The sequence below is a fragment of the Mesorhizobium sp. M8A.F.Ca.ET.208.01.1.1 genome, from assembly GCF_004791315.1.
In the GTDB taxonomy this organism is placed as follows: domain Bacteria; phylum Pseudomonadota; class Alphaproteobacteria; order Rhizobiales; family Rhizobiaceae; genus Mesorhizobium.
In genome coordinates this window covers 904,922-919,783 of sequence record NZ_SRUT01000001.1, presented here as the reverse complement: position 1 = coordinate 919,783, position 14,862 = coordinate 904,922, and the positions used below count along the sequence as shown (strand labels likewise).

The 14,862-nt window shown below is 61.5% G+C and carries 15 protein-coding genes; 1 reads left to right on the top strand and 14 read right to left on the bottom strand.

Annotated elements, in window-relative coordinates; all coding sequences use genetic code 11:
- Positions 1-2: 2 nt before the first annotated feature.
- The 9 genes from EN851_RS04495 to EN851_RS04455 all read right to left on the bottom strand — a co-directional run bounded on the left by EN851_RS04495 (position 3) and on the right by EN851_RS04455 (position 9,675).
- Positions 3-1,082: an ABC transporter ATP-binding protein gene (locus EN851_RS04495; protein ID WP_135928657.1), complete on the bottom strand. Its 1,080-nt coding sequence runs from the start codon at positions 1,080-1,082 to the stop codon at positions 3-5.
- Positions 1,083-1,123: 41 nt separating this feature from the next.
- Positions 1,124-2,650 (bottom strand): glycerol-3-phosphate dehydrogenase, encoded by a 1,527-nt coding sequence (gene glpD / locus EN851_RS04490; RefSeq protein ID WP_135918450.1) that lies wholly within the window; start codon positions 2,648-2,650, stop codon positions 1,124-1,126.
- Between the two features lie 138 nt (positions 2,651-2,788).
- The gene (locus EN851_RS04485; RefSeq protein WP_127281059.1) at positions 2,789-3,556 is read right to left on the bottom strand and encodes a DeoR/GlpR family DNA-binding transcription regulator; all 768 of its coding nucleotides are present in this window, start codon (positions 3,554-3,556) and stop codon (positions 2,789-2,791) included.
- Positions 3,557-3,684: 128 nt separating this feature from the next.
- Complete coding sequence (locus EN851_RS04480) at positions 3,685-5,097, bottom strand: aspartate aminotransferase family protein (RefSeq protein WP_135928656.1); 1,413 nt, start codon at positions 5,095-5,097, stop codon at positions 3,685-3,687.
- Between the two features lie 115 nt (positions 5,098-5,212).
- The gene (locus tag EN851_RS04475) at positions 5,213-5,944 is read right to left on the bottom strand and encodes a peptidase (RefSeq protein ID WP_127280448.1); all 732 of its coding nucleotides are present in this window, start codon (positions 5,942-5,944) and stop codon (positions 5,213-5,215) included.
- 31 nt (positions 5,945-5,975) lie between these two features.
- Complete coding sequence (locus tag EN851_RS04470) at positions 5,976-6,770, bottom strand: transglutaminase family protein (protein WP_127872522.1); 795 nt, start codon at positions 6,768-6,770, stop codon at positions 5,976-5,978.
- A gap of 7 nt (positions 6,771-6,777) precedes the next feature.
- A complete protein-coding gene (locus tag EN851_RS04465; protein WP_127280446.1) occupies positions 6,778-7,719 on the bottom strand; it encodes an alpha-E domain-containing protein in 942 nt (313 codons plus the stop codon).
- A gap of 135 nt (positions 7,720-7,854) precedes the next feature.
- Positions 7,855-9,267 (bottom strand): circularly permuted type 2 ATP-grasp protein, encoded by a 1,413-nt coding sequence (locus EN851_RS04460; RefSeq protein WP_167531426.1) that lies wholly within the window; start codon positions 9,265-9,267, stop codon positions 7,855-7,857.
- A gap of 171 nt (positions 9,268-9,438) precedes the next feature.
- Entirely contained in the window at positions 9,439-9,675 is a 237-nt protein-coding gene (locus tag EN851_RS04455) for an Lrp/AsnC family transcriptional regulator (protein WP_010909609.1), read from the bottom strand.
- 270 nt (positions 9,676-9,945) lie between these two features.
- Between EN851_RS04455 and EN851_RS04450 the strand changes: the two genes are divergently transcribed.
- On the top strand, positions 9,946-10,365 hold the full coding sequence (locus EN851_RS04450; protein WP_127279995.1) for a DUF4864 domain-containing protein: 420 nt from the start codon (positions 9,946-9,948) through the stop codon (positions 10,363-10,365).
- Positions 10,366-10,380: 15 nt separating this feature from the next.
- On the opposite strand, the gene EN851_RS04445 is transcribed toward EN851_RS04450, so the two are convergent.
- The 5 genes from EN851_RS04445 to EN851_RS04425 form a co-directional block, all read right to left on the bottom strand.
- Positions 10,381-11,778: a hypothetical protein gene (locus EN851_RS04445; RefSeq protein WP_135928655.1), complete on the bottom strand. Its 1,398-nt coding sequence runs from the start codon at positions 11,776-11,778 to the stop codon at positions 10,381-10,383.
- 153 nt (positions 11,779-11,931) lie between these two features.
- The gene (tgt, locus tag EN851_RS04440) at positions 11,932-13,062 is read right to left on the bottom strand and encodes a tRNA guanosine(34) transglycosylase Tgt (protein ID WP_135918447.1); all 1,131 of its coding nucleotides are present in this window, start codon (positions 13,060-13,062) and stop codon (positions 11,932-11,934) included.
- Complete coding sequence (locus tag EN851_RS04435) at positions 13,055-13,324, bottom strand: hypothetical protein (protein WP_135918446.1); 270 nt, start codon at positions 13,322-13,324, stop codon at positions 13,055-13,057. The genes tgt and EN851_RS04435 overlap by 8 nt, the downstream gene beginning before the upstream one ends.
- Positions 13,314-14,402 (bottom strand): tRNA preQ1(34) S-adenosylmethionine ribosyltransferase-isomerase QueA, encoded by a 1,089-nt coding sequence (gene queA / locus EN851_RS04430; RefSeq protein WP_135928654.1) that lies wholly within the window; start codon positions 14,400-14,402, stop codon positions 13,314-13,316. Before queA ends, EN851_RS04435 begins: the two co-directional genes overlap by 11 nt.
- 6 nt (positions 14,403-14,408) lie before the next feature.
- The gene (locus EN851_RS04425; RefSeq protein WP_135928653.1) at positions 14,409-14,858 is read right to left on the bottom strand and encodes a DMT family transporter; all 450 of its coding nucleotides are present in this window, start codon (positions 14,856-14,858) and stop codon (positions 14,409-14,411) included.
- Positions 14,859-14,862 lie beyond the last annotated feature (4 nt).

Genomic DNA, 14,862 nt, shown 5'->3' with positions numbered 1-14,862 from the left:
TCCTAAGCCGCCAGCTTCGGCGCGGTCATAGCCCGGCCGTGCTCGTCGAAGACCATGATGTGACGCGGATCGATGAACACTTCGACCACCGCGTCTGTCTCGAAATCCCTGATGCCGTGGGTCAACATCACCCAGCGGGCATCGGCAAAGTCGAGATGGATGAAGCTCTCGGACCCGGTGATTTCGGTGATGGTGACCTTTGCCCGTACCGGCACCGCGGCGGCATTGGGTCGGTCGAGCGAAAGATGGTGCGGCTGAAAGCCGATCGTATAGTTCGTATCGGCGATGCCGACGAGTTCGGCGGGCACCGGCAGCTTGACGCCGCCCTCGAGCAGAAAGTCCGCGCCCTTCTTGGCCAGCACGATGCTGTTGAGCGGCGGATCGGCGAAGGTCCTGGCCGTCACCAGATCAACCGGCTTGCGGAATACGTCGATGGTCGGCCCGAACTGGGTGATGCGGCCTTCCGACAGCGTTGCCGTGTTGCCGCCGAGCAGCAGGGCCTCATGCGGCTCGGTGGTGGCGTAGACGAAGATTGTGCCGGCAGCGGCAAAGATCCTCGGCAGTTCGGCCCGCAATTCCTCGCGCAGCTTGTAGTCGAGGTTGGCAAGCGGCTCGTCGAGCAGCACCAGGCTGGCATTCTTGACGATGGCGCGCGCCAGCGCGGTGCGCTGCTGCTGGCCGCCCGACAGGCTGAGCGGGGTGCGGTCGAGATAGGGCGTCAGCTTGAGGAGAGCTGCCGCCTCGCGCACCTGGCTGTCGATCTTGCCCTGCTCTACACCGGCCACCCTGAGCGGCGAGGCGATGTTGTCATAGACCGTCATCGCCGGATAGTTGATGAACTGCTGGTAGACCATGGCGATCTTGCGCTTCTGCACCGGCGTGCCGGTGACATTCTGGCCGTCGAACCAGACCGAGCCGGATGTCGGCACATCGAGGCCGGCCATCAGCCGCATCAAGCTGGTCTTGCCGGAAAGCGTGGGCCCTAGCAAAACGTTGAGCGAGCCGTGCTGAAGCGTCAGCGACACTTCGCGGATGTGCTCGACCGCACCGACCGTCTTGGTGACGTTCCTCAGTTCCAGCATGACGCCTCCTCCCAGGCTTTCCGCATCAGCTCAAAACCTCTTCATTCGGCGGCCGCGACATGCTGCCGGCTTATGCCGCGCATGAATTCATCGAGTACCGAGACCTGCTCGCGGCTAAGATGCAGGCCGCGCTTGGTCCGTCGCCACAGCACATCTTCCGCCGTGACGGCCCATTCGTTTTCAACGAGATAGCGCACCTCGGCCTCGTGCAGATCGCCACCGAAATTGCGGCCGAGATCGGCAATCGACTTGGCCAAGCCGAGCAGAACCTGCGCACGCGTCCCGTAAAGCCTGGTCAACCGGCGCGCCAAACGCTGGTCGAGGAAAGGGTAGGCGCTTTTCAGCTTCGCCACCTGCGCATCGAAACCGGTGGCCGGAAAATCGCCGCCAGGCAGCGGCGCATCAGATGTCCACGGCTTGCCGCGCTTGCCGAGAAAACCTTCGATCTTCTCCAGCATTGATTCCGCCAGCCGGCGGTAGGTGGTGATCTTGCCGCCAAACGCGTTGACCAGCGGTGCGGCGCCCTCGCCGCCATCGGCCTTCAGCACGTAGTCGCGCGTCGCTTCCTGCGCCTTGGAGGCGCCGTCATCATAGAGCGGACGCACGGCCGAATAGGTCCAGACAATGTCCGAACGCTTGACGGGAACCGCGAAATACTCGCTCGCCGCGGCACAGAGATAGTCGATTTCGGTGTCGCTGATCTTCACATCGTGCGGATCGCCGGGATAATCCCGGTCGGTGGTGCCGATCAGCGTGAACTCGTCCTCGTAGGGAATAGCGAAGATGATGCGGCCATCCCTGTTCTGGAAGAAATAGGCGCGCGGATCGTCGAACTTCTTGGCGATGACGATGTGGCTGCCCTGCACGAGGCGGACGTTGTGAACGTCATTCTGCCCGACGACGCCGGACAGCACGTGGTCTACCCAGGGCCCCGCCGCATTGACCAGCAACCGTGCCTTGACCTCTTCGGTCTCGCCGGTTTGCAGGTTCTCGATCTTTATCGTCCAGATCCCGCCTTCGCGGCGGGCTCCAACCACTTTCGTGCGGGTCCGGATGGTTGCGCCCCGGTCAGCAGCGTCACGTGCATTCAGCGCCACCAGCCGCGCATCGTTGACCCAGCCATCGGAATATTCGAAGGCCTTTTTGAACAGCGGCTTCAAAGGCTTGCCCGCCGGGTCGCTTGCCATGTCGAGCGTCCTGGTCGCCGGCAGCAATTTGCGCCCGCCAATGTGATCGTAAAGGAACAGGCCAAGCCGGATCAGCCAGGCGGGTCGCAGGCCCCTGGCGTAGGGCAGCACGAAGCGCATCGGCCAGATAATGTGCGGTGCGTTCTTCCACAGAACCTCGCGCTCCATGAGCGCCTCGCGCACCAGGCGGAATTCGTAGAATTCGAGATAGCGCAGCCCGCCATGGATCAGCTTGGTCGAACCGGACGAGGTTCCGCTGGCGAGGTCATTCATCTCGGCGAGAAAGACCGAAAACCCGCGGCCAACGGCATCACGAGCGATTCCGCAGCCGTTAATACCGCCGCCTATGACGAAAATGTCCCGGACTGAAGATGGGTCCACTTAATTCCTCCACGATTTCGCACTGCACCATTTTGGGTCTTTTGCGAAACCGTAGCGGAATTATTTCGAACTCATAACGAATGTCAAACGAAATATCACAAGCCGGTGAACAAGCCGGCGAGAAGACGATAAAAGACCTCAGGCGGGCGACGTCTCGATCAGCTGAACCTCGGCCTCCTGGCAGATCTTGCGCACCGAAGCGATCTCGCAGCGATCGGTGATGAAGGTGTTGACCTGCGACAGATGACCGATGCGTACCGGCGCCGTACGCTCGAATTTGGTCTGGTCGGATACCAGGATGACATGCCTGGCATTGGCGATGATCGCTTGCGCCACCTTCACCTCGCGAAAATCGAAGTCGAGCAGCGCTCCATCATGATCGATCGCGGAGGCACCGATGACAGCATAATCGACCTTGAACTGCCTGATGAAATCGACCGCCGCCTCACCGACGACACCCCCGTCCGAGCCGCGGACCACACCACCGGCAATCACCACCTCGATCGAAGGATAGATGCGCATCCTATTGGCAACATTGATGTTATTGGTGATGACCATCAGGCCGTTATGATCGAGCAACGCCTTGCTGACCGCCTCCGTCGTGGTGCCGATGTTGATGAACAGCGAGGCGTTGTCGGGGATCAGCCTCGCCGCCGCACGGCCAATCGCTTCCTTCTCGTCGGCCGCGATCTTGCGCCTGGCTTCATACTCCATGTTCTCGATGCCCGACGGGAACAAGGCGCCGCCATGGATGCGCGAAAGCAGCCGCTGGTCGCACAAATCGTTGAGGTCCTTGCGTATGGTCTGCGGCGTCACATTGAAATGCGTGGCCAGATCGTCGACCAGCACGCGGCCGTTGTCCTTAGCCATCTGGATGATCTCGGCATGGCGCGGCGACAGATACATCAAGCAAGCTCCCGTTTTCGTTTTTCTTGCTTATAGTCGAAAACGAAACCGATGAAAAGGCACAAGCCGGCTAACGAAATCCGATGATTGTACGAGGGAACCTCGGCGCGACCTTGATCCAGCCTTTTTCAGGCCACGGCGCGTGCAATTTCGGTAATGGCGGTGAAAGCCGCGTCGACGTCTTCCGCCGTCGCATCGAACTGGCCCACCTGGAAGCGGATCGCCACCCTTCCATCGACTTTCGTTTGCGTCAGGTAGATGCGGCCATCGTCGTTGATCGCATTGACCAGCCGCAGATTGTGCTCGTCGGCATCGGTGTCCGAAGCCGCCTTGTGCCGGAACGAAAACAGCGACAGCATCGGCTCGCTGACGATCTCGAAATCCACCTCCCTTGCCAGACGCGTGGCGAGGCCTTCGCTCCAGGCGACATGGTTGCGGATCATGGTTCGCAGGTTTTCCAGTCCATGGGCGCGCAGCAGGAACCACAGTTTCAGCGCGCGGAAGCGCCGGCCGAGCGGCACCGACCATTCCGAGTAGTTGATGATGCCGTCATGGCCGTGCGTCTTGAGATAGTCGGGCTTGATGGCCAGCGTCCTGACATGGCTCGAGGGGTCGCGCAGGAACTGGATCGAACAATCGAACTGCGCGCCCAGCCATTTGTGCGGATTGAAGACGATCGAATCGGCGCCTTCGACGCCAGACCAGAAATGCCGGTATTCCGGGCAGATCATCGCCGACCCGGCCCAGGCGGCATCGACATGCAGGTAGAGCCCGTGCCGCCTGGCAACCTCCGCAACCGCTGCAATATCGTCCGTGCCGCCGGTGCTGGTGCCGCCGACACAGGCGATAATACCGGCAGGCAGCATGCCGGCTTTCCGGTCGGCAATGATGGCTGCTTCCAGGGCTGCCGTGTCCATGGCGCGAAAACGGCCGGCGACCGGAACGCGCACGAGATTGTCCTCGCCGATGCCCGAGACCCAGATCGCCCGGTCGATCGACGTGTGCACCTGGTCGGAAGAATAGATGCGCAACCGCCCCTGCCCGGCCAAGCCCTTTTTGTTGCCTTGCCAGTCCAACGCCCGCTCGCGCATGGTCAGCACGGCATTGAGTGTCGCAGACGAGGCCGAATCCTGGATCACGCCGGAAAAGCCCTCCGGCAGGCCAAGCGCCTGGCGCATCCAGTCGACGGTGCGGGTTTCAAGCTCCGTCGCCGCCGGCGACGTTTGCCAAAGCATGCATTGCGCGGCCATCGCCGACACCAGGTATTCCGCCACCACCGAAACCGGCGCCGCGTTGGCCGGGAAATAGGCGAAGAAGCGCGGGTGCTGCCAATGTGTCATCCCCGGCACGATCTTGGCTTCGAAATCGGCGAAGATTCTGTCCATCGGTTCGGCGTCTTCGGGCGGCGACACCTCGATGCTCCTGAAAATGTCGCCCGGCTCGACCAATGGCCGCACCGGCCGCTCACGCAAATGGTTGCGATAGTCGGCACCCCAGTCGGCGGCGCGTTGCGACCATTGCCGGAAATCGTCATTGTTCATCTTGTTCCTCCCGACATGATCTTTCGTGGCCGGCGGCAGCCGCCCGATCTTCAAGATCATATTAATTAACATGTGAAATATTTGCAACCGCCGTCGAATGGCGAGATAGGCAAAACTAGCCGGGGAAATCCGGCAGGCTGGCGAACGCCGTCTTCAGGGCATTCGACCATCCATCGGAGATCGTGCGGTAATACTGATCATCCTGGCCGATCCGCTTTTTCAGGCCGACCTGAAAGGCGTCACGTTCCAGGAAAAGCAGGTCGAGCGGCAAGCCGACCGACAGGTTCGATTTCAACGTCGAATCGAACGACACCAGCAAGAGTTTAACCGTCTCGGCGAGGCTCATCGTCTTTTCATAGGCGCGGATGATGATCGGCTTGCCGTATTTGGTCTCGCCGATCTGGAAGAACGGCGTGTCGTCGGTCGACTCGATGAAATTGCCTTCGGGATAGATCATGAACAGGCGTGGCGGGCTGCCCTTGATCTGCCCACCGAGGATGAAGGAGGCATTGAAATAGGAATCGGCCTTCTCGCCGGCGGGCGACGATTGCGCGATCACCTCTTTCACCGTGTCGCCGACCAGCCGCACCGTCTGGTACATGGATGGCGTTTCGAGCAGCTTCTCATGGCGGTCGGTCACCGCCTTGGTGCGCTCGTCGAGTAGGCTGACCACGGCCTGTGTCGTCGCCAGATTGCCGGCCGACATCAAGACGATGACGCGCTCGCCCGGCTGCTCCCACACATGCATCTTCTTGAAGGTCGAGATCGAATCCATGCCGGCATTGGTGCGCGTGTCCGACATGAACACGAGCCCGCGATCGATCTTGAGGCCGACGCAATAGGTCATAGAATCTCTTGAGGCAGCAATCCTGGGGGGATTACTGCTCTACCGTGACGGTGACCGCAAGCAGTTCTTCCGCCTGTCCCATCCGAATTCCCGACACCGGCGAAGCGTCACGGTAGTCGCGGCCGGTAGCCACCTTCACATAGCGTTCATCGGGAGAAATACCGTTGGCCGGATCGAAGGCAACCCAGCCGAGGCCCGCGACATGGGCTTCGGCCCAGGCGTGGCTCGCCGCCTGCTCCACCGCCGCATCCATCATCAGATAGCCACTGACATAGCGGGCCGGAAATCCCATGGCGCGCGCGGCGGCGGCAAAGATGTGGCTATGGTCCTGGCAAACGCCGGTCTTCAGCGCCAAGGCTTCCTCGGCCGCGGTCGTCGCATTGGTGGCGCCGGGCGTGTAGGCGACGCGCTCGCCGATTGCGGCCATCAGCCGATGCAGCCTTTCAAGATCGGTCCCCTTGCCGACCGCCTCGGCAAGATCACGGATGCCGCCGCCTATGGTGGTCAAGGCAGTCTCCTGCGCGAACAACCAGAGTGGCGCGAAACCTTGGTGTGGCCCGCAAACGCCTGACGTATCGCGCGTCACCACCTCGCCCGAAGCCTCGACCGTGATCACGTCGTTGTCACCCTCGACGCTCAACAGCCTGTTGTCGTTGCCGTAATGGTCGGTAAATCGCACTTCCTCGCGCGCGCCTTCGACCTTCAGCGCCCAGGACAGCACTGTCTGTGTCGGCCCGCTCATGGGAAGCAGCCGCAGCCGCTGAAGTAGATATTGCACCGGCGCGTCATAGCGATATTCGGTCCGGTGAGTGATTTTCAGCCGCATGGCTTCCTCAATAAAACCTGTAGTCCTGCGCGATCTCGTCGCCGAGCCTGGTGTTGTCGCGAATGAACCCGGCCAGGAACTCGTGCAGGCCCGCGTCGAATATGTCCTTGATCGATCCCGCGCGCAGCATCGTCTGGGTCTTCTCCGCGGTCGCGTGGCAGGCATGACGCTCGCCATAGTCGTCGCCGAGGAACTTCAGATGCTCGGCCAGGAAGCGATAGCAGAAGGTCAGCGACCTCGGCATGCGCACATTGAGGATCAGGTAGTCGGCGATGTTGGTGGGCTTGTAGTCGGCATCGTAGACCCAGCGATAGGAGCGATGCGCCGACACCGAACGCAGGATCGATTCCCACTGGTAGTTGTCCAGGCTCGATCCGACCCATGAAATCGACGGCAACAGCACGTAGTATTTCACGTCGAGAATGCGCGCGGTGTTGTCGGCGCGCTCGACATAGGTGCCGAGCTGCGAGAAGTCGAAAATCTCGTTGCGCAGCATGGTGCCGTAGAACGAGCCACGGATCAGCGCTGTCTCGCGCTTGATCGCATCGAGCACATTGGGCAGGTCGCGCTCGTCGATCGGCCTCGCCAGCATCCGTTTCAGCGCCATCCAGGCTTCGTTGATGCTCTCCCAGGTCTCGCGCGTCAGCGCGGTGCGCACCATGCGCGCATTGTTGCGGGCGGTCTCGATCGACGACATCGTGCTTGAAGGGTTCGACGTGTCGCGCAGCAGGAAATCAGCGACATTCGCCGCCGAATAGTCCGAATACTTCTGCGTGAAGGCAGCGTCGGAGCCGGCGCTGAGCAGCACGGAGTTCCACTCCTCCGAGGCGCTTTGAGTGCGGGTCAGCGCCATGCGCAGGCCGGCATCGACCAACCGCGCCATGTTTTCGGCCCGCTCGATATAGCGGTTCATCCAGTAGAGCCCGTTGGCGGTGCGGCCGAGAAGCATGGAATGGCCCTTCGGGCTAGTGAGCAGGGAATAGCGAGTAGGGAATGGCAAGCGACTGAATCTCAACGGAATATGGCATTTCCCTGTCCCCTCTGCTTCCACTATTCACGACTGACTATCCCCTACTCACCCATCTCAATCATCCAGCACCCAGGTGTCCTTGGTGCCGCCGCCTTGCGAGGAATTCACCACCAGCGAGCCTTCCTTCAGCGCAACGCGCGTCAGCCCACCAGGCACGATCTGGATGCGATCGGAAACCAGCACATAAGGCCGCAAGTCGACGTGGCGCGGCGCCAGGCCCTTGTCAGTCAGGATCGGACAGGTCGAGAGCGCTAGCGTCGGTTGGGCGATGTAATTAGACGGCTTGGCCTGCAGCTTCTTGGCAAAATCCTGGCATTCCTTCTTGGTTGCAGCCGGGCCGACCAGCATGCCGTAGCCGCCGGAACCGTGCACTTCCTTGATGACGAGCTCATCAATGTGTTCGAGCACATATTTCAGGCTGTCCGGTTCCGAACAGCGCCAGGTCGGGATGTTGCCGAGGATCGCCTTGCGGCCGGTGTAGAATTCGACGATCTCCGGCATGTAGGAATAGATCGCCTTGTCGTCGGCAATGCCGGTTCCCGGCGCATTGGCGATGGTGATGTTCCCGGCGCGGTAGACATCCATGATGCCGGGTATGCCAAGAGCTGAATCCGGCCTGAAGGTCAGCGGGTCCAGGAAAGAATCATCCACGCGGCGGTAGAGAACGTCGATCTGCTTGTAGCCTTCGGTCGTACGCATCGCGACATGGCCGTCGACGACGCGCAGATCCTGTCCCTCCACAAGCTGCACCCCCATCTGGTCGGCAAGGAAGGCGTGTTCGAAATAGGCAGAATTGAAACTGCCGGGCGTCAGCACCGCGATGGTCGGGGCGCCCTTGGTGCCTTGCGGCCGCACCGCCGCCAGCGACTGGCGCAGCAGCTGCGGGTAGTTCTCCACCGGCCGCACCTTGATCTTCTGGAACAGCTCGGGGAACAGTTGCATCATCGTTTCGCGGTTCTCCAACATGTAGGAGACACCGGACGGCGTGCGTGCATTGTCTTCCAGCACGTAGAACTCGTCCTCGCTGATGCGCACGATGTCGACGCCGATAATGTGGGTGTAGACGCCGGCCGGCGGCCGCACACCGATCATTTCTGGCAGGAAAGCCTCGTTTTTGGCAATCAAGTCCCTTGGGACCCGGCCGGCGCGAAGGATTTCCTGACGATGGTAGATGTCGTCGAGGAAGGCGTTCAGCGCCTGTACGCGCTGCTCGATGCCTTGCGTCAGGCGGCGCCACTCATTGCCTGAAATGATGCGGGGAACGATGTCGAACGGGATCAATCGCTCGGATGCTTCCTGCTCGCCGTAGACGGCAAAAGTGATGCCGGTCTTGCGAAAAACGCGTTCGGCGTCCTGCATCTTTTCGGTAAGTCTGGCTGGATCTTGCTCCTTCAGCCAGCGATCGTAAGCCGAATACGGTCTTCTAAGTCCGGAGACCTCCGGAAGCATTTCATCGAACGCTGCCAATCGCATACTCCCCTGTGACGCCATTTCACTGGCGTCGCCGGAGAAAATCAAGCGCAATCGGCGATTTGGGAGAACCTGACGATGAGTATGTCGCGGCTGCCTAAAATTGAGGCAGCCGAAATATGCGCTTGATCAGGCTTTGCCTCGTGCCCGGGCAAATCCGCTTCGCGACTAGAAGGCGCGGAAGGTGACGACGGTGAAGGTGTCCTTGATGCCGGGAAGAATCTGCACCTTCTCGTTGACGAAATGGCCGACGTCTTCCTCATCATCGACATAGAATTTGGCGAGCAGATCGTAATTGCCGGCGGTGGAGTAGATTTCCGAAGCGATCTCGGCGTCGGCAAGCGCGCTGGCAACCTCGTAGGATTTGCCCAGCTCGCATTTGATCTGCACGAAAAACGCCTTCATGGCTTCGTCCCGCTAAACGTCCACGTTCAAGCGGCCCTTCTGGCAGACTGGAGGCGGGCTTTCAAGCGCTGGAATGCGCACTTAGCCGGCGCGGGCCTTGGCCACGGCCTCGCGCATCTTCGCAACCGGCATGCCGCGCTCGAGGAATCCGCCTAGCCGGGACGAATATTGGCGGCCGCTGAAACCGTGAAGCGCCGTCACCCGTATGTTAGGATGCCTCCGCAACAGCTTTTCTGGAGGCGGCTTTTCGAGGGACGGTGGAGACAGGCCATGCGCCGCGGCTTTTTCGCATTCGCGTTCGTTTCGCTCATGCTGGCTTCCCAGGCGTTTGCCGGCGATGCCGAGATCAAGGCTGGCCAAGCCGTCATCGACGGTCAATTGAAGGCCCTCATCGCCGATGACGGCGCCAAGGCCTACAGCTTCGCCGCTCCGAACGTGAAGCAGGTATTCCCGACCGTCGATGCTTTCATGAACATGGTGACCAACGGCTACCCGCCTGTGCGCAAGCCACGGTCCTACTCTTTCGGCAAGGTCGAGCAGACGGGCCCGGGTTCGATCGTCCAGCAGGTGCTGATCATTGGCCCCGACGGCAAGGACTATGAGGCGGTCTACACGCTTCAGCAGCAGCCCGACGGCACATTTCAGATCACCGGCTGCAGCCTGCGCGCCTCGAATTCGCTGAGCACCTGAACCAGTTCGCTCACTTCAATCCTGGCGCTGATAGAGCGTCCAGCCCTGCCCCGACAGTCCCCAACTCGTCGAGGCATCGACGCGATCATAGGTCAACAGGCAGCCGGACGGGGCCGCGACATGCTCCGGCTGCTGGTCCACGGCGCCCTCGAGGATCAGCCAGGACGGACGCTCGTCACATATCTTGTCGGCCGCGACGAGCAATGACTGGCGTCCCAGCCGTTTGGCAAAATAGTTGACAATCACGGCGATCCGAAAATCTTGATTGCTGGCGTAGCTCGTTGCGCCATTGCGTGTCATCTCCTCAACGATGACGGCATAGGATCCGCGTTCCTTTTCGTAGAATGGCAACAGAAACGTCATCGTGCCGGCTAGGATTGCCACCAGCCCCCCGACGGCAACAAGCCGATATATGCCAGCGGCGGCGAACCCGAGCGCAAGCAACTCGCCCGCGCAAAGCAACAGCAATGTTGCACTGACCAGAAAGTAGCGCGGGAAATCGAGGGTCGGCAGCTGTGCTGCCGCCATCAGAATAGGCAGTCCGATAATCCCGATGACATAGAGACTGGCCCGCCGATCGCGCCGAGTACCGGCAAATACGCAGACAAGGCCGCAGGCCAAGGCAATACAGGCCAAGTTGCTGATCCAAGGCGGCAAGCCGAACAGACAGCGGATCATTCCGCCGTACCCTTGGACGAAGGCCTGGAGCGTGAACGGCGAAACGCCACCAACCTTGAAGCCAAACATCTGGCTGCCGATCATTACGCAGGCGGCTAGCGGCAACAAAGCCAGGAAGGCCGGCGTGAAAATCTGCCCCAGTTCGACGTTGACGCGACCGAGACTGCCGGTGCGCCGCCAGATGAGCCAGGCGCTCCAGGCCACCAGAACCACCACCGTCTCTACCATCGTGAGGTGGGACAAAAACCCGAGGAGGACGATGGCCGCGAACGCGATGCCTGAACGGCCTGTGTCGAACCGGCGTTCCAGGAACACGACGGAGAGGAGCGTGAACAGCACCAGCCCCGCATAGCCTCTCGCCTCGGAGCCGTAATGGACCATCGGATAGCTCACCGCAAACAGCATGCTTGTGGTGACACCAGCCCATCGGCCTTGCGCAGCCACGGCTGCGGCAATGATTGTGCCGACGCCGAGGGCAATCGACAGGCCGCGCTGAAGCAATGGCGAGGTATAAGGACCGATCAGGTACAGGTAGATCGAATTGAGGAAATGATTGTTGTCGTGGTTTACGCGCCAGAATATCTGATCGATCGAGGTAAGCTGCTCGAGCAGCAAGAAACTCCAGATCTCGTCCAGCCAGAGATCGCCGCGCCCACCCAGCAGTCGCAAGACAAGGCCGATTGCCACGATCGCGGCAATCGCCAGGCCGAAACCACGATGCTTGCGCGTTGCCAAACGCAGCAGACTAGCATGCGAATTAGGCAGCGCTAATTTAGAATTGTCGACAGATGGGTCTGCTGTTGCGAACAGTTTCTTGCCCCTTGCCTGAATATAGCTCGGAACAATTACTCTTGGTTCTGTTTAGAAAGAGTGTCCTCGGATCCCAATTCAAAGTACGGGCAGGTCGCCTTTGGCCCAACCCTCGGATATCTCGCCCGAGCGCAGTTCGAAGGTGCCGCTCTCGATCGCGGCCCGGATGTCCTGCATCAGCTTCTGGTAGTAGGAAAGATTGTTCCAGGTCAGCAGCATCGCCCCGAGCGCCTCCTGCGAACGCACCAGATGGTGCAGATAAGCGCGCGAATAGTCGCGCGCAGCGGGGCAATCACTCTCTTCGTCGAGCGGGCGCGGATCGTCAGCGTGACGGGCGTTGCGCAGATTGACCTTGCCGCGCCTGGTATAGGCAAGACCATGCCGGCCGGCTCGCGTCGGCATCACGCAGTCGAACATGTCGATGCCGCGCGCCACCGATTTCAGGATATCGTCCGGCGTGCCCACGCCCATCAGATAGCGCGGCTTGTTGTCAGGCAGTTCCGGGCACGTGATGTCGAGCATGTCGAGCATCACCGCTTGCGGCTCGCCGACAGCCAGGCCGCCGACGGCATAACCCTTCAGGTTCATCGCGCTCAGCGCGTGCGCCGAGCGCATCCTGAGCGCGGCGTTGTCGCCACCTTGCACGATGCCGAACATCGCCTTGCCAGGCTGGTCGCCGAACGCTGTCTTGCAGCGCTCCGCCCAGCGCAGCGACAGTTCCATGGCGCGCTCGATCTCTTTCAACTCGGCCGGCAGCGCCGTGCATTCGTCGAGCTGCATCTGGATGTCGGAATCGAGCAGTCCCTGAATCTCGATCGAGCGCTCCGGCGACATCTCGTAGGGCGCACCGTCGATGTGGGAGCGGAAGGTGACGCCTTTCTCTGTCAGCTTCCTCAGCTTCGACAGCGACATCACCTGAAAACCGCCGCTGTCGGTCAGGATCGGGTGCGGCCAGCGGGCGAATTCGTGCAAGCCGCCAAGCCGCGCGACACGCTCGGCGCCGGGGCGAAGCATCAGGTGATAGGTGTTGCCCAGGATGATGTCGGCACCGACGCCGCGCACTTGGTCCATGTACATGGCCTTGACGGTGCCACCGGTGCCGACCGGCATGAAAGCCGGCGTGCGGATTTCGCCGCGCGGCATGTCGATCAGGCCGCGCCGCGCCTTGCCATCGGTCGCCAGCACCTTGAAGGTGAACGTCTCAGCCATTGAATTCCTTGTCGTGGACCGGCGCATCCGGCGCCTGCCTGTCGAGCGACTGGCGGTAATGGATGCAGCCGCGCATGAATTTGGGCCAGGGTGGCACGGCGATCGCCGGCTCGGTCTTTTCAGGCAGCAGATCCCACAGATCGGGGTGATGCCAGCACAGATCATGGCCTGATGTATCGCGGTGCGCGCGAATACCGGCGCGCAGCTTTTTCACTTCCGCGATCAGGTTTTCGCGATCGAAGGTTTGCAGATCATCGTCCATCGCTCATCTCCGCTCGGTAAAGCAGGCTTGCGTCGCCATAAGAGTAGAACCTGTAGCGGTTCGCGATGGCATGCGCATAGGCGGCACGCATCGTGTCGAGACCGCTGAAGGCCGAAACCAGCATGAACAGTGTCGAGCGCGGCAGATGGAAATTGGTCATCAGCATGTCGGCGGTGCGAAAGCGGTAGCCGGGCGTGATGAAGATGTCGGTCGGGCCGGACCATGGCGCCACCGTACCGTCTTCACGCGCCGCGCTCTCCAGCAGACGCAGCGAGGTCGTACCGACGGCAATGATGCGCCCACCCCTCACTTTTGCTGCGTTGAGCGCATCGACGGTCGCCGCACCGACCGAGCCGATCTCGGCATGCATCTTGTGGTCGGCGGTGTCGTCCGCCTTCACCGGCAGGAACGTACCTGCGCCGACATGCAGCGTGACGAAGCGGCGCTCGATCCCCTTGGCGTCCAGCGCCGCGAAAAGCTCCGGCGTGAAATGCAGGCCTGCGGTCGGCGCCGCCACCGCACCTTCTTCCCGGGCATAGATGGTCTGGTAATCGGCGCGGTCGCGCTCGTCGTCATCGCGCTTCGAGGCGATGTAGGGCGGCAACGGAATGTGGCCGACCGCGTGCAGCGCCTCGTCGAGGAAGGGTCCGGATAGATCAAAGCCGAGCAGCGCTTCGCCGCCCTCGCCCTTTTCGATCACCGTGGCATCGAGTTGGCCAAGGAAACAGGAATTGCCGTCATGACCGAAATGGATACGGTCGCCGGCGGCGATGCGCTTTCCCGGCCGCATGAACGCCAGCCAGCGGTCTGGAGCCATGCGCATGTGCAGCGTGGCCTCGACCTGCGCGGCCGCTTCACCGCGCCGCCTGATGCCTTTCAGTTGCGCTGGAATGACCTTGGTGTCGTTGAAGACCAGCACGTCGCCGGCGCGGAGCAACGACGGCAGATCGCCAACCGTCCGGGCCTCCAGCCGCTTGCCTGGCTCGACGACGAGCATTTTGGCGCTGTCGCGCGGCTCTGCCGGGCGAAGCGCGATGCGCTCTTCCGGCAGGTCGAAATCAAAGAGGTCGACGCGCATCGGGAATCAAAACAGCCGAACGAGCAGCGCTCCGGCCAGCAGAAGCACGGCGCCGGCCACGCGGCCGACTGATATTTCACGCACCGCGACACCGAGGAAGCCGACGCGGTCGATGAGCATGCCGGCCAGCAACTGACCGGCCACCAGGAACGCCATCAGCGCGGCGACGCCGATGCGTGGCGTCAGGATGGTGGAGAGCGTAACATAGAAGCCGCCGAGCATGCCCCCGGCGACGAACAGCCACGGCGCCGGCGCCTTCCAGTCGAGCGAAATGCCTTGCAGCTTCACCACCGTTACCGAGATGATGCCGAGCACGACCGCGCCCGACAGGAACGAAAACGCGGCCGCCGCGACCGGGAGACCCAGGCCGCGCGCCAGCTGCGAATTGATCGGCGCCTGAATCGCAATGAAGGCGCCGGACAGGATGCCGAGAAGCGACCAGACGACGCCCATCATTGTC